This window comes from Cytobacillus pseudoceanisediminis (assembly GCF_023516215.1).
Classification (GTDB): Bacteria; Bacillota; Bacilli; order Bacillales; family Cytobacillaceae; genus Cytobacillus; species Cytobacillus pseudoceanisediminis.
Genome location: NZ_CP097349.1, coordinates 3,033,436 through 3,054,972, shown reverse-complemented (window position 1 = coordinate 3,054,972; position 21,537 = coordinate 3,033,436). Strand labels below are relative to the sequence as shown.

Genomic DNA, 21,537 nt, shown 5'->3' with positions numbered 1-21,537 from the left:
AATGGTAAAAACTAATTGACATCCTCTCATAGGGCACATAGAATTAATTATATTCAGAAAATATATCAAAATTAGGCTGTGATAAAGATGAGGCATCTAAAAACTGATACTGCAAATAATCTTTTTAAAAAGGCTGTATTTCAAACCTGTGTTTGAGATACAGCCTTTTCTTTATCTCGCTAATGTACCGAGGAGGAAATGAAATGGAAAAATTGACAGATTCGATGATGACTTTAACTCGCGGGGAGGAGAACAAAGTGGTTACTTTAAATGGAAATACCCTTACTTTGTCTGAAGCCAAAAGAGTGCTTTTTGAAGGAGTAAAGGCTGCAGCATCAGAGGAAAGCATGCTGCGTGTAAAAAACAGCCGTGAAGCCGTTAAGAGAATTGTAAGTGAAGAAAAGGTCATTTACGGCATTAACACTGGCTTTGGCAAATTCAGCGATGTAAGAATTGATCAGGGAGATGTAGAGGATCTTCAGCTGAATTTAATCCGCTCGCATGCCTGCGGTGTAGGGGAACCATTTCCGGAGGCTGTTTCGAGAGCTATGCTCCTATTAAGAGCCAATGCTTTATTGAAAGGATTTTCAGGAGTCCGTCCTGTCGTGATAGAAACTCTTTTAGCGCTTGTGAATAAACAAATCCACCCTGTCATCCCGCAGCAGGGATCTCTTGGAGCGAGCGGCGATTTGGCTCCTCTTTCCCATTTGGCATTAGTGTTAATGGGAGAAGGGGAAGTGTTTTTCAAGGGGTAAGAAAGCCTGCTCTTGAAGTGCTTGTTCAGGAGGGAATCGAGCCTTTAACATTACAGGCGAAGGAAGGGCTTGCCCTGATTAACGGCACTCAAGCGATGACGGCAATGGGAGTGATTGGCTATCTGGAAGCAGAAAAAATCGCTTATCAAAGTGAATTGATCGCTGCAGTTACAATGGAGGGCTTAAACGGAATTATTGATGCGTTTGATGAGAATATCCATCAGGCAAGAGGCTATCAGCAGCAGGTCGATACAGCAAGAAGAGTGAGGGAATATCTCTCAGGCAGCAGCCTGATCACAAGACAGGGAGAAATCCGGGTCCAGGACGCGTACTCCATCCGCTGCATCCCGCAGGTGCATGGAGCATCTTGGCAGGCGCTTGATTATGTGAAAGAAAAGCTTGAAATTGAAATGAATGCAGCCACAGATAACCCGCTGATTTTTGAAAACGGGGAAAGCGTTATATCCGGCGGAAACTTTCATGGGCAGCCAATCGCACTTGCAATGGACTTCATGAAAATCGCGGTTGCGGAATTGGCCAATATTTCAGAGCGCCGGATTGAAAGGCTTGTTAACCCGCAGCTGAGTGACTTGCCGCCATTTTTAAGCCCGGAACCTGGACTGCAGTCCGGTGCGATGATTCTCCAATATGTTGCAGCTTCACTTGTATCGGAGAATAAGACACTTGCCCATCCCGCAAGTGTGGATTCCATCCCCTCATCCGGGAATCAGGAAGACCATGTGAGCATGGGAACCATCGGATCAAGACATGCATATCAGATTATCCAGAATGTTAATAAAGTGCTTGCAATTGAACTGATTTGCGCACTCCAGGCAGCAGAATACCGCGGTTCAGATAAAATGGCTGATAAAACAAAACGTTTTTATGAAGAAGCAAGAAAAGTGGTGCCTTCCATCACAAAAGACCGCGTATTCTCAAAGGATATTGAAGCATGCGCGTCCTGGCTGAAAGAAGTGGAAGTAGACGCAATATAAGCAGCAGGGGTCTGAATTTTATTCAGGCCCCCGGCTTTTTAATCTTTGGCTCTTTCCTCAAGTTGCTTTGCTTCATCTTCTTCAAAGCGGTTCTTAAAAGCTTCCTGTGTCACAATAAATTCTTCGTCTTCCTGTGCTTCAGTTGTGTGGCGCTCGACCATTGTGTGTTCAGGAAATTCCCCAGGGTGATGTTTTCTTTTATGATTAAAATGGACTCCGCGTGACATAGTCTGGCTCCTTTCATTCTTGAATTCATATTCTTTCACTATTTTTCCCTTGGACACCTGGACTATGTACGGCTGATTCACTCAATATTTTCCGTTCAATTTTGTCTTTGGCCGCATAAGTATATATAGCAGAGACGAAAGAGGAAGGGAGGGGGATAGCCATGAACAATTCGAATGCCTCCGTATTTTGTGCGGGCCGGGGAGACCGAGCTCCTGTTTTTACTGCAGATGCTGTCATTGATCATCAAATAAAAAAAGTCAATTTGGAGAATTATATCGGAAAATGGGTTCTGCTGTTTTTTTATCCGAGTGATTTCACATTTGTCTGACCGACAGAATTGGCGGCGGTCGCCGCTGTGAATCCATATTTAAAAGCTTTAAACTGTGAAGTAATGTCCATCAGCACGGACAGTGTATACGCCCATAAAGTATTTAAGGAAACATCTCCCTCTTTGAAAAATGTAAATTATCCAATGGTAAGTGATCGAACCCATCAAATAAGCAGAGCTTACAGGGTTTTGGACGAGAATTCAGGAGCGGCAATCAGGGCATCCGTTTTTATCGACCCTAATGGCATTATTGCGGCAAAGATCATTTACCCCGGAGAAGTTGGAAGAAATCTGCATGAACATGTCAGAATCATGCAGGGAATTCAATATGCACAACAGACAGGAAAAGGTGTGCCGGCCAATTGGCAGCCTGGCCAGACCGGGATAAACATGGATCCGAACTTAATAGGCAAAATCTGAAGGGAGGAGGCGCAAGCTTTCTCTTGATTTTTCTGCAGGTCCTCCATATACATAATTGCTTTAATAAGCAGCGCTGAAAATATATAATAATAAGTAACAAATGAAGTGAAGGGGGAACTAGAGATTGGACTTCTTTTCTATACTGTCTGAAGATCGGATCAAAAAAGCGTACAAGGATGGCGAGTTTGATAATTTGCCAGGCTATGGGAAACCGCTTCCGTTCGATGACCTGTCTTCCGTCCCTGAAAATTTGCGCATGGCCTACCGCATCATGAAGAATGCAGGATTCACTGATGAAGAAAACCAAATGAAGAAGGAAATGCTAACGATCGAAGACCTGATTAAACAATGTGAGGATCAGGAAGAAAAAAGGCATTGCAGAAGAAGCTTAACGAAAAGATGATCCGCTTTAACAGCATGATGTCGAAAAGAAGACAAAACACCAATTCATCCCTTTTCAAAAACTACGAAGAGAAAATTAACAATAAATTATTCTAATGGATCAGATGATTGGAATTGAGGAGAATACATGAACAAAGATGAATATATAACGGTCCTTGAAAAAAGAGTGGAAGAATATGAGGCAGCCATAGCGGATATGACTGCACCGATTATACCATCGATCATTCCCCAGACGATACTGGTGCCTATTACAGGCCTGCTCATGGCAGAAAGATTTGAAAAAATTACGGCTAAAATCCTGAATCATATTAAAGAGCATGACACTGAATTCGCCATCATAGATTTTACAGACATTACGGTCGACCGCATAGAGCAGATGTGCCTTTCCGAACTTGGACAGCAAATCCGCAACCTGACTGATTCCATTAACCTCATGGGGGTTAAGCCTTACTTTGTAGGAATGACCCCGCAGCTGATAAAGGAAATCGTCCTTTCCGGAATAGCGCTAAATGCTGAAACACATGCAACCTTCCAGGCGGCCTTAAAGCATTTAATGAAAATAAACAGCCTCGTCTTTCAAAAAATATAAATTCTCAAAAACTCCTCTCTTGAATAGGACAGGGGTTTTTTTCATTGAACAGGCACATTTTCTTTCCCTTTGGGGATTTGTCCATGCGAAAACCTCCGGTGGCACATATTCTATAGTATCCATGAGAAAGGAGGTAGAAATATGTCGAGAGATTGGAGAAGAAGATTTGAGATTAATGCAGATGAAGTAGAAATCAGAGCCGAAAGAGTTATTGTAAAAGAAGATGATGATCGCCGCCGTGATGATGTACGTGGAGCGGAAGACCGCCGCAGGAAGCACCGTCGGGATGATGTAGGTGGAGCAGAAGACCGCCGCAGGAAGCACCACCGTGATGACGATGTATTTGGTATCGAAGACAATCGCAGAAACCATTGCGGCTGTGGAAGAGACAGTGTGGGCGGAGCAGAAGACGACCGCAGAAAACATCGCCGTGATGACGTACGCGGTGCTGGTGACTTATGGTACAACAGAGACTTAGCCGGATCTGGAAGAGGATGCAGACGCCGCCGAGATGATGATGACCGCAGAAGAAGAGGTTTCTGCGGATGCCGCTGGATCTAAAAACAATGAAACGAAGGCAGGGGAAGCACCTCTGCCTTTTATATATGAAAAATTCCCTAAAGAACTGTAAAAATCATCCGAAATTAATAATAGAAGGTAATAGAGATTTTCAGACTACATAGAAGGTGTGGCTTGCATGGATAAAACAACGATTATAGGCGTAATATTAGGGATCATAGCAGTTGGAGTAGGGATGGTTTTTAAAGGGGTTTCCCCGTCTGTTCTGATTAATCCGGCCGCTATTCTAATCATTATCCTGGGAACTGCAGCAGCAGTGGCTATTGCATTTCCAACAAATGAAATCAAACGGGTGCCCAAGCTTTTCGGCATTTTATTTAAAGAAGAAAAGCTGATGAACCCTGCTGAGATGATTAAGATGTTTTCGGATTGGGCTCAGCTGGCAAGAAAAGAAGGATTGCTTGCACTTGAAGTCAAAACGAACGAAATCGAAAATACTTTTTTAAAGAACGGCTTATCTCTGGCAGTTGATGGGCAAAGTGCCGATTATATACGTGATGTATTAAGCGAAGAAATCGAAGCGATGGAAGAAAGACATCAGGCCGGAGCCCAGATTTTCAGCCAGGCAGGCACCTATGCCCCATCTCTTGGAGTGCTGGGAGCAGTAATAGGATTAATTGCAGCACTGGGTAATATGGAGGACACCACGAGTCTCGGTCATGCCATCAGTGCGGCATTCGTAGCGACTTTGCTGGGGATTTTCACGGGTTATGTGTTTTGGCATCCGTTTGCCAATAAGCTTAAGAGAAAATCCAAGCAGGAAGCAAAAATTAAAAGTATGATGATCGAAGGCATTCTCTCTATTTTAGAAGGGGAGGCGCCTCGGGTAATAGAACAAAAGCTTGCTTCCTACCTTCCTGCAGGGGAACGCCGGAAATTCCTTGAAGAAAGCAGCGTGGCGAAGGATGAGTAGGCGGAAAAAGAAGCAGCACCATGAGGAGCATGTAGATGAATCCTGGCTATTGCCGTATGCTGATTTATTAACACTGCTTCTGGCCCTATTCATTGTCCTATTCGCAATGAGTTCCGTAGATGCCCAGAAATTTCAGAAGCTCTCAAAGGCATTCAATGATGTCTTTTCAGGGGGGACAGGGGTATTTGAATTCCCAAGTCCAATGCCAGAAGGCCAAATGCAATCCACTGATGCTGTGTCCGAAAAGCCAAGCAAGGATTTGGAGGAGATGGCAGCAATGGATGAATTGGAAAAAGAAAAGCTGAAGCAGGCTGCCGATCAGGAAGAACTGGCAGAGCTGCAGCAAAGAGTCAATGCTTTTATTGAAAATCAAAACCTGGCGGATAAACTGGAAACCTCTTTAACAACCGAAGGACTGCTTGTGTCAATCAGGGATAATGTCCTGTTCGGCTCAGGAAGTGCAGAAGTCCGTGAGCAGGATTTAAATATGGCAAGTGAAATTGCAGAGCTTCTCATCATGGACCCGCCAAGAAACATTATCATAAGCGGCCATACAGACAACGTCCCGATCCGCAACTCAAGCTTCGAGTCCAACTGGGAACTCAGTGTGATGCGCGCTGTCAATTTTATGAAAATAATTCTGAAAAATGACCAGCTGGACCCTAAATGGTTCAGTGCCAAAGGCTTCGGAGAATTCCAGCCGGTTGCCGGAAATGATACCAAGGAAGGCAGAGCGAAGAACAGACGGGTAGAAATTTTAATATTGCCAAGAACGGGGAATCAGCCTTAGGGGGCTGGTTTTTTTATTGAAATAAAAAAAGCGCTGAAATCCAGCCACTTTGAAGTGAAAAACATTATTCATTTGCTTCCTGTTCCGAGCCATCCGGTTTACACATGCGGCCGACCATTACACCAAATAGTAATACACAGGCAATTGGAATAGAAAAATTCAATACATGAACAATGGTCATTAACAAACCTCCCAAAAGGTATTAATTACATTATATGCCAACGTCCACAAAAAAATAATATTCAGAAAATACACATAATTTAAGACTGACAAAAGAAAAGAGCCGCAAATGGGCTCTTATAATGGAAGATCTGCTTCTGAATGAATGGTTTTTGGTTCTGTCTTTTTTCCATGGAGCAAATAGTAAACGAGTAATCCAAACAGTGCCACGCCCGCAAGCATAAAATAAAGTGAAGCGAAGCCTGTTTTTACAGCAAGTATTCCAAGAACATAGGATCCCAGTCCAATTCCGGTATCAAAAAGTGTGAAGAAGGTTGAGGTAGCAAGTCCGCGTTTAGCTGGATCAGCCTGCTTAATTGCAACCGTTTGGAGACCCGGAACAATGGTGCCATATCCCAATCCGATTATCGCACCTGACAGCAAAAACACAAAGGTACTGTTTGCCTGGCTTAGTAAAAATAACCCTGCTGCAAAAAGAATAATGGCCGGATAGATCACTCTATTTTCTCCGTACGCATCAAACCAGCGGCCTGTAAATGGGCGGGACATAATAATAAATGCCGCATATACCACAAAAAAGAAGCTTGCAGCTTCAAGCAAATCAAGCTCTTTCGCATAAACAGAAATAAAGGAAAGAATTCCTGAGTAAGCGAAAGCAAGGATGCCTGCAGAAATCGCCACGGGAACTGCACTTTTTTCAAATAAGCTTGAAAGGGTAAATTTTGGATGCTTCACAGAGCTCTCTGCTTTATGCGGTATTCTTACAAAAGCACCCAGCAAGATAGCAATAGAAGATAAAACTGTACATAAAGCAAAAATCCATGAGAAATTTGCATATTGAACAATCGTCAAACCGGCAAACGGGCCAATGACCATGGCCAGATTCATGAACATTGCATAATATCCAAGTCCTTCGCCTCTGCGTTCATTCGGTACAATATCAGCAACGATAGCTCCAGTTGCAGTGGTAGCCATGCCAAATCCAACTCCGTGCAGGAATCTCAGTGCTAAAAGAGCGGGTGTAGAGTCAGCCCAGAAGTAAAGCAAAGAAGATACGGCAAATACAATCAAGGAAGCAATCAGGATCTTTCGGCGTCCAACCTCGTCAATCCATTTCCCTGTAAAAGGCCGGCTGATCACTGCAGCAATCAGAAAGACTGAAATAATCAGACCTACCTGTGTTTCATCCCCTTTTAAATCATCCAAAATATAAAGGGGAAGCGTAGTCAGCAAAACATAAAACCCCATAAATAAGAAAAAACTAGTAATAGAAATACTCAAAAAATCCTTCGTCCATAATGGCTGTTTCTTCATAGTTGTCCTCCTAACAATGAAGTACCAGGTACCTAGACCACTTTGGTGAACTGGTCTAGGTGCCTGGTACCATATTTTCTCTCATTTTTGCCATAATTGTGATCATCGTGCTGATTTCTTCTTCCGTAATATTCTGCAGGACATTGCTTTCACTTGATCTTACTGCAGCAAGCCAATTGTCGTATTCCTGGATGGCTGCATCAGTCAGAGAAATCAATTTTTCACGTTTGTCCTTTCCTGCCGTTCTCGTGATCCAGCCCGATTTCTCAAGACGGGCCAATGTCCTGGTCATGGTCGGAGCCTCAACGCCAAGATAAGAAGAAATCTCTTTTTGAGTGCTCGGGCCTCCAATTTTCAGACGGTAAATAATCGTCCATTGAGCAGCGTATAAACCAAGCGGCACTAAACTTTCATTAAGTACTTTGGAAAAATGGCGTGTAAATTGGTTAATAGAATGAAAAAATTCACTTTGATTAGGGTGCATGTATTCACCTGCTTAAAATAATTACCTAGCTAACTATACATGAAATTTACGAAAATGTCCACCTCTTCTATTCTTTTGCTAACTAAGTGTTTAACTGCCAAATAAAAGGGAATGGAAGAATAAGGGCAACTGTGCACAACAATAAGGGGGAAATTTTTTTGGATAAGTTATTAGAAGCCGTAGGAGATATTTCAGGATGGCTGTGGGGATATCCCATCATCCTATTATTAGCCGGAACAGGACTGTATTTAACCTTTTTGCTTGGTTTCTTCCAGTTCCGTTATCCGGTATATATTTTTAAGCAAACATTCGGAAGTGTGTTTAAAAAGCCGAAGGGGAAAGGAACCGTTACACCGCTGCAGGCACTCACTTCAGCACTTGCTTCTACCATTGGTGCCGCGAATATTGTAGGTGTGCCGGCAGCCATCATGTTTGGCGGTCCAGGTGCCGTATTCTGGATGTGGATCATTGCGCTCATTGGAATGGCCATCAAGTTCTCGGAAAGTGTATTAGCCATTAAGTACAGAGAAAAAATGAAGATGGAGAATATGTGGGCGGCCCTATGTATTATATGACGAAGGGGCTTAACATGAAGTGGCTTGGTGTGATCTTTGCGTTCGCGCTGATGATTGAACTGATTCCAAGCATCATGGTACAGGGAAATGCAGTAGCAGCTGCGGTTGGCGAGACATTTAAAATTGATGGCCTTTATACAGGAATTGCTGTAGCAGTACTTGTTTCGTTAGTTGTTTTTGGCGGGATTCAGAGAATCGGCAAGGTGACCGAAATCTTTGTTCCGTTTATGGCTCTCATTTATGTAGGTGCGGCGTTAGTAGTCTTATTTATGAATCTTGGCAAACTTCCTGAAGTGTTGGAATTAATCTTCACTTATGCGTTTCAGCCAATGTCTGCAATGGGCGGATTTGCCGGAGCGGCAATTGGCGAAATCATTCGCTGGGGATTTGCTCGAGGATTATATTCCAATGAGGCAGGACTCGGAACCGCTCCGATTGCCCATGCTGCAGCCACAACCGATCACCCGGTGCGCCAGGGATTTTGGGCGATCATCGGAATCGTTGTTGATACGCTGATTGTTTGTACTGCAACGGCATTTGTTGTCCTATCCTCCGGGGTGTGGACAAGGGAAGGGGCAATGGAAGATCCTTCAGCCCTGACAGCAGCGGCATTTACGGAATACTTTGGATCATTTGGAGGTATTCTTGTTGCTGTATCCCTGGTATTCTTTGTCATTTCGACGATCATTGTCGTAGTCTTTTATGGATCCAAAATGGCAGAGTTCCTATTTGGCTCATTTGCCGGAAAAGCCATTAAAGTCGTTTACATTGCTGCCATTGTTCTTGGCTCAGTGGGAGCGGCGAAAACAATCTGGCAGTTCCTTGATCTGGCTCTTGCCATGATTTTGATACCAAACATCGTTGCTGTTCTCCTTCTAAGCAAAGAGGTTAAACAGCTGAAAAACGAGTTTTTCACTTCAGAAAAATATTATTTAAAGGATATTAAAAAAGATGATAATGCTGCGTAAAGTTTGGTCTTCCGCTTATGGCGGGAGGCTTTTTTATTAACTTCGCAAATTTTTTGAAAAATAACACTTGTGTTACAAATGGACATAAGTTTATAATATAGACAAAAGTTTAATAAGGCAGGGCTGGTCAATTATGAATGATAAAGAAATATTGATTTTGCAGCTGATTAAAGAGGATCCTTTTATTGCCCAAAACGAGCTGGCAGAAAAAACGGGACTTTCCAGGTCCGCAGTAGCCGGCTATATCTCTTCACTGACCAAGCAGGGGAAAATTCTTGGCAGAGCTTATATCCTGCCGCAAAAGAAAGAAGTGCTTTGTGTTGGAGGCGCCAATGTGGACAGAAAAATCCAGACAACAGGGCAGCTCCAATACGGAACATCGAACCCTGCAGAAAGCTCCCAATCCTGTGGCGGAGTGGCACGCAACATTGCTGAAAACCTTGGCAGGCTGGGCTGTGATGTGGGTTTGATGACAGTAGTGGGAGATGATCCGGAAGGCGAATGGCTTCTTGAATATACGAAAGCTTTTGCTGATGTCACTCCTTCACAGTCGCTGGCAGGGTCCACCACCGGTACCTATACCGCAGTGCTCGATAATGAAGGAGAAATGGCTGTAGCACTCGCTGATATGTCCATTTATGAAAGCGTTAGCAGAGAATTTGTCGAGAAAAAGTGGGGTTACCTGGCATCATCCGAAATGGTGATACTCGATACAAACTTCCCGCCCAAGGTTCTGGAACAGATTATTACAAGGTGCTATGAAGAGAACATTCCTCTTTGCATTACTCCTGTTTCTGCACCAAAAATAAAAAATCTGCCGGATGATCTGAAGGGTGTTACCTGGCTGATTGCCAACCAAAATGAGGCAGAAGCACTAACGGGGATGGAGATCAGCAATGAAGGAGACTTCTTTAAGGCGGCACAGGAGATTATGAAAAAAGGCGTTGAAAGAGTCGTTATCAGCCGGGGAGATAAAGGGCTGATCTACTTTACAAACAGGGGTGAAGCAGGTGTGCAGCTTCCTCCGAAGGTGAAAATTGCCGATGTGACAGGTGCAGGTGATTCGCTTGTATCAGGAATTATTTTTGCCCATTTAAAGGGCCTGAGCACAGAGGATGCCTGCAAAATCGGCATGTCCTGCTCCATGCTGGCTCTGCAGTCCCTTGAAACCGTTAATCCTAATCTAAACAACACACGCTTGCAGGAAACATTCAAACAATATTTCGACTAAGGAGAAGTGACATCATGTTAGAAAAATGGCTTGAGTACTCAGAAGAAGTGTTAGAAGCAAAGAAAGCAAATAAACCGGTTGTTGCCCTTGAGTCCACAATCATTTCACATGGAATGCCCTACCCGCAAAATGTTCAGACGGCAAAAGAGGTAGAGGAAATCATCCGCAAAAACGGTGCTGTTCCTGCAACGATCGCCATTTTAAACGGAAAAATTAAAATCGGTCTGTCAGATGAGGAACTGGAGTTCCTGGCCCAAAGCAAGGACGTGGAAAAAGCAAGCCGCCGTGACCTTCCATATTTGGTAGCGAAAAAGAAAAATGGTGCGACAACTGTAGCAGCCACCATGATCTGTGCAGAGCTTGCCGGCATTGAAGTGTTTGTAACAGGCGGAATTGGCGGAGTTCACCGCGAAGCTGAAACCACAATGGACATCTCGGCTGACCTTCAGGAGCTTGCGATGACCAATGTTGCTGTTATCTGTGCAGGTGCAAAATCCATCCTGGATATCGGGTTAACGCTCGAATATCTAGAAACCCACGGCGTTCCGGTCGTTGGATTTGAAACAGATGTATTGCCTGCCTTTTATACACGCACAAGTCCGTTCAGCGTGAACTACCGGGTGGATAATGCAGAAGAAGCAGCCGAAATGATCCGCACAAAATGGGAACTGGGCCTAAAAGGCGGCGTTGTCATTGCCAACCCAATCCCTGAAAAAGATGCGCTGGAAGAAGCGTTCATCACAAATGTTATTGAAACTGCTCTTAAAGAAGCAAAAGAAAACAATATCGCAGGCAAAAAAGTAACGCCATTCCTACTAGGTAAAGTGAAGGAGTTAACAGAAGGAAGAAGCTTGACAGCGAACATTGCATTGGTGAAGCATAATGCGGAAGTGGGCTCTAAGATTGCTGTTAGTTTGAATAAGTAAGGGGAAAGCCAGACTTAGGGAGTCTGGCTTTTTATACTGATAGAATGATAGCTGTGATGATGATGGCTAAATATAATAATAATCTTAAGAAATTGATCATCAGGATCTGTCCCTTCTGGAACCCATATATTAGATGATATGTACAGGGTCTTATATGGGGGAAGGGTGTTTGTCTATATGCAGTAAAAAGGGCACTTCCTTTGGAATGTGCCTCTTAATTTTGTATTCTTTTGGCATTCAGGATATACCGGGATGGTGCATTGCCCACATATGAGAAGGGGTAGCAGGTGGAAACAGTGAGAATTTCGTTAGGAGCGGTGGAGCGGATCACAGTGGTATCGTCTGCATCAACAATCTTAGAATCGGTAATTTCATATGTAAATTTACCATATGGCATGCTGACTTCAAAAATATCACCGATTTCAAGTTCGCCGAGTCTTCGAAAGACCGTATCCCGATGCCCTGACAATAAAATCTGATCGGGCTGCCCGGGAAGTACAGTTGTGGAGTAGTGGCCAACCCCTTTTTCCAGCTCATCCTCATCTGTTCCTTCTATAATGGGAAGTTCTGCTTTTAAACGGGGGATACTTAAGATGCCAATAGCTTCACCCTGCTCGAAGGATATATCTATTGGCTGTTCTGTTAGGAGAACACTTTTACTTTCTTTGTTTACTTCGTTCTGAATTCCTTCTTGTGCCTGGGCTAAAGAATCCTTTGTTTTCTTCTCTTGAGCGTACATTTCCTGCAGCGAGAACAGGACCAATCCGCCTCCGATTAAGATAAAGAAGGAGGCAGCTAATAGCAGCAAACGGCTTTTAACCTTCAATTAAGAATTACCTCCATTCAACTTCTTAAATTTAATAAAGTCCAGATAATAAGCGAAATCCTCTTTCGTAATTCCCTGCCTGATTGCTTCTTTGACAAGGGAAACCCACTCCTCATCCAGCTTAGACAAGTCTGTAATATCTTCTCTATTCTCTTCCAGCAGATCCTCAAGATTAGCATCCAGTGTCCTGGCGATTCGCGATAAAACCTGCAATGAAGGGTTCTCCTGTATGCCTCTCTCAATATAGCTTAGGTACGATTTGGATACCTCTGCTTTTTCAGAAAGCTCATTAATTGAGTATCCTTTCTTGATTCTTAAGGTTTTAATCCGGCTACCTATCATAGGCATAATACTCCCTTATCATAAAATGTAAAGACATTTTCATTATAACGAACAAAATGTTCAATAAAAAATACAAAATAGTGAGAATTCTCGAGATATTCTTAGAAAAAGAACGAAAAACGTTCTTTAAAACGAAATTACGGCTGAATTTGGTATTTCTCAAAATAAGGCGGATGGACTATACTCGACTTATCGGTTCGATAAAAAGAACGAAACGAACAAAAACAAAGAACATCAACTCACTAGGAGGGGTTCTTATACGATACAAACGGATTAGAAAATTTGGGAAGAAGAATAAGATCCTATTGCTTGCATTTAAGTTTGTGGCTGCCTGGTATCTGCTTATTGGGATGTCGGCAACTTTGACTGGGCAGACGAATGCCTATTTTAGTGATAGTGACACAGTAACTGGGACCATTCAAGCCGGTACCTGGGAGACAGAAGAGCCAGGGTGCTCTAAAGGTGAGAAGCATGGGGAATGGGATTGCAGCTCTCTAAAATTCGTTGGACAAAAGTATGATGGGCAGAAGATATATGCAACCATTCAAAACACAGGGTCAGATATGAAAACGAATGGAACATATGAAATTTATTACATTGAGAAAGGGAACCCCAAGAAAGGAAAGCCTGTTGGTGAAGTGCTGACATTTGCTCCTATTAAAGAAGGAAAAATAATAGAAGTTTCTTTTATTCCTCAGCAAAGTGGATCCTATATGTTTAAAGCCTATCAGCACAAAGATCATCCTGGAAATGGGGAGCTGTGGAGTGAAGCTATAACAGTAAGCATAGATGCAGGTGAGACTGACAATGTGGAAGAAGAAAAACGGAACAAAAGGCAGATGTAACAGAAGAGACTGCCAAGGAACAGGTAAGCAATAAGACAGAGGAAACAGGCAAAGAAGCAGCTGAACCAACGAAAGATAAACCTCAAGAGAAGCCTGAGCAAAAGCCAGCAGAAGAACCAAAAGAAGAGCAGAAGGTAGAACAGCCTAAAGTTGAAGAAAAGCCACAAGAGAAACCAAAAGAAGAATCAAAGCCGGAAGATACCAAGGCTAAGTCTTCAGAAGCTCCTGTTAATTCTGAAGAAAGCACAAATGAGGCAGGTGAATAGCTTGAAAAAAGCATTGAAAATGATAAGCAACATTATAACAGCGGTTCTATTCATTAATTTAATTTTAATGGCCATCCTAGTGGTCTCCTCCAAAGCATCAGGAGGAGAGCCGCAGGCCTTTGGATATCAGCTTAAGACAGTGTTATCAGGCTCTATGGAGCCTACCTTCCAAACTGGATCTGTTATTGCAGTAAAGCCGCTTAGCTCTGAAGAAAGAAAGTCTCTTAAGAAAGATGATGTCATTACATTCCAAGCAAGCGAAGAAAAATTAATTACTCACCGCGTAATCGGTGTCAGCAGCAGCGGAGATCATGTCATGTATGAAACAAAGGGAGATAACAACAAAACTGCAGACATGGAACCTGTGCTATCTGAAAATGTAAGAGCTGTTTATACTGGTTTCACCATTCCTTATGTGGGATATTTTATAGATTTTGCTCAATCGAAAGAAGGAAGTGCCATCTTGCTTATTGGCCCTGGCTTACTGCTCCTGGGGTATGCAGCATTTAGCATCTTCCAGACTATAAGAGAAATTGATCCTAAAAGCAGCAAAACGGATTCAGAAGAAAAAACAGCTTAATTTGGTTGAACTCCCTATAGAAATACAGGGGTCAATATATAAAATTATACATACCCAAAAAGGGGTAAGAGGAGGAAGCTTTATTATGAATCTTAAGAAAAAATTAGGTATGGGAATTGCATCAGCAGCTTTAGGTATTTCATTAGTTGGTGGGGGGACATTTGCATATTTTAGTGACAGTGCAGAAGCCACTGCTAAATTTGCAGCTGGAACATTGGATTTAAGTGTAAGTCCAACAACTATTATTGATGTAAATAATATTAAACCAGGAGATACTATGCTCCGCTCATTCAAATTAGTTAATGGTGGTACCTTGGATATAGCTACAATTGATTTAATGACTGATTATAAAGTTAATGATGCAAATGGAAATAATGGGGATGATCTTGGGAAACATATCCGTGTAAATTTCTTAATAAATGCTGATAAATTAGACGCGCCAATTTGGTCAACAACACTTTATGATCTGAAAAATTCAAGCCCTGATGTAATTGCTGGAAACTTCTGGAGTGGTTGGTTTGCAGAAAATGGAGGAAATTTAGCAGCAGGCACTTCTGATACTCTTTATGTACAATATGAGTTTGTAGAAAACAATGCTGATCAAAACGAATTCCAAGGAGATTCTTTAGAACTGAAATGGACATTTGACGGTAAGCAAGGCGCTGGTGTTGCAAGATAATTATTTTTCAGAACAAAGGGTGGGAATTAATTTCCCGCCTTTTGTTAAATCTATCGTTGTGAGGGAATGCCATGAAAGTTAAAAGTTTGCTGGCAAAACCTATAAAAATATTTATTATATATAGCTTTGTTTTCTTAATTGTTTTTGGAAACAAAACTGCAATAGCACTGGACAAGGAAATTGATATTAATACGAACTTAGATAACTCAAATAGATACCTATTTAAAGTAGAAAACCTAAAACCAGGCGACTGGATGCCGCGAAATATAACGATAAAAAATGATGGCAATCAAGATTTTAAATATACTTCTAACATTGGAAAATCGAAGTCTATTAAAGGACTTTTTGAGGAATTAGAGCTTGAGGTTAAGAAAGATACAAAGATGCTTTACGAAGGAAAACTTAAGGATTTTAAAGGCTTCTCTCCCAGAGAATTAGGGAAGGGGACAGAAGAAACTTTATTTTTCCAAGTAACAATGCCAGAGCATTTGGGAAATGAATTTCAAAATTCCGCCGCAGAGGTTGAAATCATTTTTCTTGCGGAAGCAACAGGTGATTCTGGAACCGACAACGAGACTCCCGGATCAGGAGATAATAATTCTGGAGGGGGAACTAATACTTCACCACCATCAACAGATGCCACGGTAATTCCAGAGAAAGTGAATAAGCTCCCAAATACCGCAACTAATAATTATAATTTATTACTTATTGGTGCACTATTTTTAAGTACTGGAAGCGTAATTTTATTATGGCGTTATAGAAGGCTTCGGAGTGATACTTAGATTAAGGCCTGAGGAACTGATTCTTTAAGGCCTTAATTTTAATTCGTGTTTAGAACTTATTTAAGCAATTAATGAATATAATCAAATAGCTGCTCATTAAGCGGTGAACTTATGAAAAAAATCTGCAGTATCTTGCCTTCATTAATCTTCTGGATAGTCTCTTGACGTTCTTTGGAATTAGACTATGGCTGATTGAAGAAGTGAATCTAATAATGGATTTTCTATATACTATAGAACCCCTATTATTTCTTTCTGTTAAAGCTGTTTTTTCAGGCTTTTTAATTCTAAACTCAACTTCGACTAATTTTCCAACGTAAACCAAGGTAAAGAAGAGGTGCAGCTTATTTTTATTCATTCATATTAGTACTTCATGTTTTATGGATTTATGAAGATCTATCTTAATAACCGATAGAGTAAAAATACTATTCTTAGTCAAATAAGGAGGCTGAAAATGTACCGAAAGAACTGCAATAAATGCCACAAGCCTTCATACAGCAGCAGTGAATCGGGTGACTGGCTATGCCCGATATGCGGATCTAATTTAACGGATGAAGTCTTTCTGAATGCTATGACCCTCGAACCAGTCCACACGACCTTTAAAAAATGTATAAATCCGCATACCGATTCAATAAAACAAATCAGCAAAAATTTCAGAAAAAGAATCGGACTTTCCTACTACTCAAAAAAGAGTTCGACCATTAATAACAACTTCCTTTAAAAGATGAGGGGTACAGGTAATCAAAAGAACCTAGATCAATTAGAAATTTGTCGAAAATCAAATTAATTTAATATTAAAATAATTAATAAAAATTACAAAATCTGACAACGTTAGCAATACGGCCATAGTAGAATACATTTATGGTAAAAATTTCTTTGAGCCGATAGGCGCAGAAAAAGGCAAACTCATTGAAAGATGAGGACGCAAAGTCACGGGTCTAAGGTATTGGATGATACTACGATGGCTGGGTTGCCTGGAATACGATATGTATCCTGGGGGAAGAATTTTGACGGAGCAAAATGTAAAGGTCGAAGGAATTGATTTGGAGTGGCTGCAGTTAATTATGGAAGCAAAGAACCTAGGCCTGCAAAAGGAAGAAATTAGAGAGTTTTTACATAATAACAAAGCCAAAGAGCTTCTGATGGAAGCCTAATATCCGGTATTGCTAAGTATTTCTGTTAGAGGTATCTCTATATACGGAAATGCTTTTTATTTTGGCTGTTTTCGTAAAGTTTGTTGCTATTTAATAAATTGATTTAATTTACTGAGTTGATTGGAGCGGAGGGGACTTGACTCCTGCGGGAGGCTCCCGTTCCTCCCCGCGGAAAGCAAGTTCCCGCAGCGGAAATCAACGGGCAGAATAATAAGCAAAAACAACACACTATGAGAAAGGATCCTAATTTTGCAAAAAAAATAAGCCTGTACCTTCAGGCTCATTGCATCTATGATTTTTGTCCGCTTCTCCACTTATTAAAATCCAAAAACTCCCGAAATTGCTCCTTAGAAACACCAGACTCCATCGCTTCCTTTACAATTTTCATCCATTCTGAATCGAGGTCTTCCTTGTTGATCTGCTCATGGATCAGATGGTCCACGGGAACATTCAGAACACCTGCGATTTTCTCAAGAAATTGAATCGATGGATTAGTTTGCAGATTGCGCTCAAGCGAGCTTAAATATGATTTTGCCACACCGGCCTGGTCGGCAAGCTCGGATAAGGACATTTTCTTTTCCTGGCGAAGTTTTTTTACACGATCACCGATCATCGTATACCACACACCTTATTTTGTATGTAATAGGATTATATCATATATCTAGTTCCATATTAAGAACGATTTGTTCAATATTATTACCATCATACCACAGTGTCAACCGGTTTAAATAGTTAGTTATCTGTGATTTATAAAAATATATCTTTTGTCGCTCGCAAAAAGTAATGCTCCGCGTCAGAGGACGGGAGCATTTTGGTTTTCAATAATGTGAATAATTTGCTGTGCAGCAGCTTCCACATCATCCGCATTTACGTGGTGGAATTGGCCTTCATAGTCATGCTGTTTAAAAGCATAGCGCGGATCGTAATAGTGTTCTAATAAAAGCTTTATAAATAGCTCGTAGTTTTCTGCTTCAGCTGATTCATCCAGCTGCTCGCGGATTTCAGTATCTTTCAGACGTTTTTTAATAAACACAAGGCTTTCATCCACTTTCGGCTTGAACCATTCTTCTCTTTGATAAGGTTCCACATAGTCACGGAGGATACGCTGCACACGGGACTCCATGCTGGCAAACATATCAATATGAATACCAGTTTTTTTGGTATCAAGAAGCTCGTCCGGCTGAACAGCCTTTCCTATTCGCTTGCTTTCAGCTTCCATAATAATATAAGGGGAACCTTTAACCTCAGAAAGGGATTGATACAATAGTGCATCAAATGTTTTTTGTGTGCTGCCGTCTCCCATGCCAAAGGATCCGAAGATTGAACCGCGATGTCCTGCCATTTCTTCAAGGTCAATAACAGGATATCCTTTTTCGCTTAATACCTTCAGCACATCCGTTTTCCCGACGCCGGTCATTCCGTGCAGAACAACTGCTTTTTCAGGAATCAAGTCTGCTGTGTTTTCAAGAATATATTGACGGTACGCTCTATAGCCCCCAATTAAACGGGGGATTGAAACGCCTGCATACGTTATAAATGTGGTGACCGCTTTACTGCGCATGCCGCCGCGCCAGCAGTAAATGACAGGCTGTAAGCCATCATTTTTCAGGTCTCTGATTTTCTGCATCATGGACGGAATTTTAGGTGAAACGATTTCCATCGCTCTCCACTTAGCCGCATCAGAACCTTCTCTCTTATATAGTGTTCCGATTTCCACACGCTCTTCATTGGTGAAAAGCGGAACATTGACAGCACCGGGAATGCTGCACTCCTCAAATTCAATTGGAGACCTGACATCGACCGGAACTGCGTTGTCCATTTGGATATATTGTTCGACTGCTATTTCTCTCATTATTATTGCCTCCAAAAAATAATGCTATATATCGTCCGAAAAGGAACGTTAATTGATTTTACTCTCTCTATTATACAGGATTTTGAAAATATAGGTGTCTCCCACAATCATACTCCTATTTTTAAAAGTTTGTTCTAATAATTTTTTCCAGACATTGTAATATCAGCATATCCATTGGTTTTGCTTTTTAAAAAGGAGGTTAAATAAAAGGCAAAGGTGGTGGAAACATGTCCTTGAATACAGCGGTTGCAATTGTGGGCGGAGGGATTGGCGGCTTGACGCTTGGATTGAAGCTGGCCCAAGCCAATATTGATGTCCTCGTTCTGGAGAAACTGGATGCCCCATCTTCCGTTTATAAGGGAGAACTCCTGCAGCCGAAGAGCCTGAAAATTTTTAAGCGGCTTGATGCTTTGGATGTAATCCGCGAGAATGGCTTTTCATTTTCCCGAATTGCGTTTAAGGAAGGGGAAAAAGAGTTTGCCATGGATTACAGCATTCTGCCGGGAGATTATAAATACTCACTCATGATCGAGCATGAAAGGCTGAAAGGAATCCTCCTCAAACAGGCGCTTCAATATCCAAACTTTCATTACTTGTCAGGGACCCTGGCAAAAGGCTATGAAAATGGCGAATTAATGGTTGAGCGGAAGAATTTAAAGGAGCAGCTGACGGTGAAGGCTGACTTTTTTATAGGTGCTGAGGGAAGGAATTCCATAACAAGAAAAGTAATGAATAGCAAGATTAAAAAGATTGAGTACAATCATCAATTTTTAACTGTTACTTTCCCCCGGCCTCAATCATTGGAGGAAGGGAAGATCATTTCTAAGGGTGAACGGTTTCTCGGATTATTTCCGCTGCCGGATGCGAAAGTACGGTCTGTCTATTTAATTCCGGAGGGCACTTATAAGGAACATCTCAAAAAAGGAATTCACCATTTCCATAAAAACTATTTAGAGCTTTTTCCGAAATTGGAGGGGTATGTGACCAGGCTGGAAAATTGGAAGGATATTCAGCTGATGATTCCGACAGCCTTTTATGCAGATAAATATGTGGATGGAAAGCTCGCTATCTTGGGGGATGCAGCCCATACGGTCCATCCGATGGCAGGTGAAGGGATGAATATGGCGATTCAGGATGCGGATGTGCTTGGTGAATTGCTTGCAGAGATGTATGCGAGCGGAAGAATTTCGCCGGACAAGCTTAAATGGTATGAAAAAGTCCGGAAGCCCCGCGCTGAAAACATGATCAGCCTCAGCCATTTATCGGCCATAGCCTATTCCTATTCCAACCGGGTTATTACTGGAATACGCCGCAATGGCCTGAAGCAGATTGAAAGAGATAAAACATTGCAATATAAGCAAATGCTGAATGTTTCAGGCCTTGGATATTGGTCAGAGAGCCTGTGGGATCGATTGATTCAGGCAGGAATGCTGCCGGCAAGAAGAACAGAATTATCAGCTGCCGTTAAAAGCGATTACTTTTATACAGAAAAAGATGACTATCCCTGGAAGAAGGTTGAACAGCCATGATAAATGAATATGTGAGATTACTAAAAGCACGAAATTGGATGAAAAAGAACCAGCCGTTTTTATATAGCTGGCACGCATACGTAGGCTTCGAGCTTGACCTTTTTTCCCAGTTCCGCAGCTGGAAAACGGTAAAAGAGGTGGCATCAAGCAAAAATCTTCAGGAGGAGCTGCTTTTAAGGTGGGTGGAGGTGGGGCTTTCGATCCGTCATTTGAAAAAGAAAGGGAAGGATAAAATTAAGACAGCATCTAAATTCAGTCTTCCATCTACGCCGAAAAACCCCCGATCTACAGGAATCATCCTGAAGGAAATGATGGAATTGCATATCCCGACTTTACTCTCTTATCCAGAACTGCTCCGTTCCAATAAGAAAAACACTTTTGACCATGAAGAGCATGGACCTACCGTAGCGAGAACCTCGTCACTGCTTGAACAGCTTGCATTGCCGCGTCTGATGAAAACCATTAAGAAAAACAAAATGGAAAGGATCATCGACATTGGGTGCGGGGAAGGCGGCTATTTAAGCAGAATCAGCCAAAAGTTCCCGCAGGCAAAACTGGCAGGCATTGAAATGAATGAAGAGGTGGCAGATTCCGCCAGAACCAATTGCAAAGATATTCCCAACATTAAAATTGTCACAGCGGATGTCCATGAATACTCACCTGAGCATCAGGCTGATTTAATTATGGTCAATAACTTACTGCACTATATCCAGCCGGAGGATCGCAAGCAGCTGCTATTCCGCTTGAAAGGCTGGCTTAGCCGAAAAGGATCCATAACTATTATCACGCCCATTCTTCATTCGAAAAAAGGGGAAGAGTTTTCAAGTGTTTTTAACAGCTTCTTCTCTGCATTTGAAAATCTCTATCCTACCCCGACCGAGGAGGATATACATCAAATCGCTAAAGAGCTGAAGCTGAAAGTAAAAACCTTCAAGCCGGTCGTAACCGAAGGCGGATGGTATTTTATCCAGCTGTCCAACAGGTAAATGAAAGCAAGCTAGATAAATG

At 42.0% G+C, this 21,537-nt stretch carries 23 protein-coding genes, 3 pseudogenes and 1 riboswitch; of the genes and pseudogenes, 19 read left to right on the top strand and 7 right to left on the bottom strand.

Going from position 1 to position 21,537, the window contains the following annotated elements; translation table 11 throughout:
- Nucleotides 1-257: 257 nt before the first annotated feature.
- Nucleotides 258-1,750: pseudogene (gene hutH / locus M5V91_RS16410) on the top strand (histidine ammonia-lyase).
- Nucleotides 1,751-1,788: 38 nt separating this feature from the next.
- Here the strand turns inward: hutH and M5V91_RS16405 are convergent.
- Nucleotides 1,789-2,058, bottom strand: a complete 270-nt coding sequence (locus tag M5V91_RS16405; protein ID WP_306576498.1) for a hypothetical protein — start codon at nucleotides 2,056-2,058, stop codon at nucleotides 1,789-1,791.
- 80 nt (nucleotides 2,059-2,138) lie between these two features.
- Between M5V91_RS16405 and M5V91_RS16400 the strand changes: the two genes are divergently transcribed.
- The 6 genes and pseudogenes from M5V91_RS16400 (at nucleotide 2,139) to motB (ending at nucleotide 5,999) form a co-directional block, all read left to right on the top strand.
- Nucleotides 2,139-2,726 carry a peroxiredoxin gene (locus tag M5V91_RS16400; RefSeq protein ID WP_251173977.1) on the top strand — a complete coding sequence of 196 codons (588 nt, stop codon included), beginning with the start codon at nucleotides 2,139-2,141 and terminating at the stop codon, nucleotides 2,724-2,726.
- Between the two features lie 124 nt (nucleotides 2,727-2,850).
- Nucleotides 2,851-3,224: pseudogene (locus M5V91_RS16395) on the top strand (DnaJ family domain-containing protein).
- A gap of 31 nt (nucleotides 3,225-3,255) precedes the next feature.
- Complete coding sequence (locus M5V91_RS16390) at nucleotides 3,256-3,717, top strand: STAS domain-containing protein (protein ID WP_009334918.1); 462 nt, start codon at nucleotides 3,256-3,258, stop codon at nucleotides 3,715-3,717.
- A gap of 141 nt (nucleotides 3,718-3,858) precedes the next feature.
- Nucleotides 3,859-4,278, top strand: a complete 420-nt coding sequence (locus M5V91_RS16385; RefSeq protein ID WP_251173976.1) for a hypothetical protein — start codon at nucleotides 3,859-3,861, stop codon at nucleotides 4,276-4,278.
- A gap of 136 nt (nucleotides 4,279-4,414) precedes the next feature.
- Nucleotides 4,415-5,209, top strand: a complete 795-nt coding sequence (motA, locus tag M5V91_RS16380) for a flagellar motor stator protein MotA (protein WP_009334916.1) — start codon at nucleotides 4,415-4,417, stop codon at nucleotides 5,207-5,209.
- The gene (gene motB / locus M5V91_RS16375; RefSeq protein WP_251173975.1) at nucleotides 5,202-5,999 is read left to right on the top strand and encodes a flagellar motor protein MotB; all 798 of its coding nucleotides are present in this window, start codon (nucleotides 5,202-5,204) and stop codon (nucleotides 5,997-5,999) included. Before motA ends, motB begins: the two co-directional genes overlap by 8 nt.
- 297 nt (nucleotides 6,000-6,296) lie before the next feature.
- Here motB and M5V91_RS16370 read toward each other — a convergent pair whose 3' ends face one another.
- Together M5V91_RS16370 and M5V91_RS16365 are read right to left on the bottom strand one after the other, a co-directional pair.
- The gene (locus M5V91_RS16370) at nucleotides 6,297-7,493 is read right to left on the bottom strand and encodes an MFS transporter (protein WP_251173974.1); all 1,197 of its coding nucleotides are present in this window, start codon (nucleotides 7,491-7,493) and stop codon (nucleotides 6,297-6,299) included.
- A 55-nt stretch (nucleotides 7,494-7,548) separates the two neighbouring features.
- Nucleotides 7,549-7,977, bottom strand: a complete 429-nt coding sequence (locus M5V91_RS16365; RefSeq protein WP_019382422.1) for a MarR family winged helix-turn-helix transcriptional regulator — start codon at nucleotides 7,975-7,977, stop codon at nucleotides 7,549-7,551.
- A 158-nt stretch (nucleotides 7,978-8,135) separates the two neighbouring features.
- Between M5V91_RS16365 and M5V91_RS16360 the strand changes: the two are divergent.
- The 3 genes and pseudogenes from M5V91_RS16360 (at nucleotide 8,136) to M5V91_RS16350 (ending at nucleotide 11,677) form a co-directional block, all read left to right on the top strand.
- Nucleotides 8,136-9,520: pseudogene (locus tag M5V91_RS16360) on the top strand (alanine/glycine:cation symporter family protein).
- A 133-nt stretch (nucleotides 9,521-9,653) separates the two neighbouring features.
- Nucleotides 9,654-10,751: a carbohydrate kinase gene (locus M5V91_RS16355; protein ID WP_009334911.1), complete on the top strand. Its 1,098-nt coding sequence runs from the start codon at nucleotides 9,654-9,656 to the stop codon at nucleotides 10,749-10,751.
- 14 nt (nucleotides 10,752-10,765) lie between these two features.
- Entirely contained in the window at nucleotides 10,766-11,677 is a 912-nt protein-coding gene (locus tag M5V91_RS16350) for a pseudouridine-5'-phosphate glycosidase (protein WP_019382419.1), read from the top strand.
- Between the two features lie 214 nt (nucleotides 11,678-11,891).
- Here the strand turns inward: M5V91_RS16350 and srtD are convergent, their stop codons facing one another.
- Nucleotides 11,892-12,503 (bottom strand): class D sortase, LPxTATN-specific, encoded by a 612-nt coding sequence (gene srtD, locus M5V91_RS16345; RefSeq protein WP_251173973.1) that lies wholly within the window; start codon nucleotides 12,501-12,503, stop codon nucleotides 11,892-11,894.
- Nucleotides 12,504-12,845, bottom strand: coding sequence for a helix-turn-helix domain-containing protein (locus M5V91_RS16340; protein ID WP_019382417.1), 342 nt, complete (start codon nucleotides 12,843-12,845; stop codon nucleotides 12,504-12,506). It abuts the gene before it with no gap.
- Nucleotides 12,846-13,018: 173 nt separating this feature from the next.
- Between M5V91_RS16340 and tapA the strand changes: the two genes are divergently transcribed.
- The 7 genes from tapA (at nucleotide 13,019) to M5V91_RS16305 (ending at nucleotide 17,148) form a co-directional block, all read left to right on the top strand.
- Nucleotides 13,019-13,690 carry an amyloid fiber anchoring/assembly protein TapA gene (tapA, locus tag M5V91_RS16335; protein WP_284521343.1) on the top strand — a complete coding sequence of 224 codons (672 nt, stop codon included), beginning with the start codon at nucleotides 13,019-13,021 and terminating at the stop codon, nucleotides 13,688-13,690.
- 267 nt (nucleotides 13,691-13,957) lie between these two features.
- Entirely contained in the window at nucleotides 13,958-14,536 is a 579-nt protein-coding gene (gene sipW, locus M5V91_RS16330; protein WP_251173971.1) for a signal peptidase I SipW, read from the top strand.
- Between the two features lie 85 nt (nucleotides 14,537-14,621).
- Nucleotides 14,622-15,215: a CalY family protein gene (locus M5V91_RS16325; protein WP_251173970.1), complete on the top strand. Its 594-nt coding sequence runs from the start codon at nucleotides 14,622-14,624 to the stop codon at nucleotides 15,213-15,215.
- A gap of 71 nt (nucleotides 15,216-15,286) precedes the next feature.
- Nucleotides 15,287-15,997, top strand: a complete 711-nt coding sequence (locus M5V91_RS16320; protein WP_251173969.1) for an LPxTATN C-terminal sorting signal domain — start codon at nucleotides 15,287-15,289, stop codon at nucleotides 15,995-15,997.
- 161 nt (nucleotides 15,998-16,158) lie between these two features.
- Nucleotides 16,159-16,314 (top strand): DUF5658 family protein, encoded by a 156-nt coding sequence (locus M5V91_RS30535; protein WP_369425886.1) that lies wholly within the window; start codon nucleotides 16,159-16,161, stop codon nucleotides 16,312-16,314.
- A gap of 134 nt (nucleotides 16,315-16,448) precedes the next feature.
- On the top strand, nucleotides 16,449-16,715 hold the full coding sequence (locus M5V91_RS16310) for a hypothetical protein (protein ID WP_217025751.1): 267 nt from the start codon (nucleotides 16,449-16,451) through the stop codon (nucleotides 16,713-16,715).
- 168 nt (nucleotides 16,716-16,883) lie between these two features.
- Nucleotides 16,884-16,972: riboswitch (cyclic di-GMP riboswitch) on the top strand.
- A gap of 29 nt (nucleotides 16,973-17,001) precedes the next feature.
- Nucleotides 17,002-17,148, top strand: a complete 147-nt coding sequence (locus tag M5V91_RS16305) for an anti-repressor SinI family protein (RefSeq protein WP_019382411.1) — start codon at nucleotides 17,002-17,004, stop codon at nucleotides 17,146-17,148.
- A 289-nt stretch (nucleotides 17,149-17,437) separates the two neighbouring features.
- Here the strand turns inward: M5V91_RS16305 and M5V91_RS16300 are convergent, their stop codons facing one another.
- Complete coding sequence (locus M5V91_RS16300; protein WP_048010430.1) at nucleotides 17,438-17,761, bottom strand: helix-turn-helix domain-containing protein; 324 nt, start codon at nucleotides 17,759-17,761, stop codon at nucleotides 17,438-17,440.
- Nucleotides 17,762-17,941: 180 nt separating this feature from the next.
- Nucleotides 17,942-19,000 (bottom strand): tRNA 2-selenouridine(34) synthase MnmH, encoded by a 1,059-nt coding sequence (mnmH, locus tag M5V91_RS16295; RefSeq protein ID WP_251173967.1) that lies wholly within the window; start codon nucleotides 18,998-19,000, stop codon nucleotides 17,942-17,944.
- A 227-nt stretch (nucleotides 19,001-19,227) separates the two neighbouring features.
- Between mnmH and M5V91_RS16290 the strand changes: the two genes are divergently transcribed.
- Both M5V91_RS16290 and M5V91_RS16285 read left to right on the top strand, forming a co-directional pair.
- Nucleotides 19,228-20,529: an FAD-dependent oxidoreductase gene (locus tag M5V91_RS16290; RefSeq protein WP_251173966.1), complete on the top strand. Its 1,302-nt coding sequence runs from the start codon at nucleotides 19,228-19,230 to the stop codon at nucleotides 20,527-20,529.
- Complete coding sequence (locus M5V91_RS16285) at nucleotides 20,526-21,515, top strand: class I SAM-dependent methyltransferase (protein ID WP_251173965.1); 990 nt, start codon at nucleotides 20,526-20,528, stop codon at nucleotides 21,513-21,515. Before M5V91_RS16290 ends, M5V91_RS16285 begins: the two co-directional genes overlap by 4 nt.
- The last annotated feature ends 22 nt before the right edge of the window (nucleotides 21,516-21,537 follow it).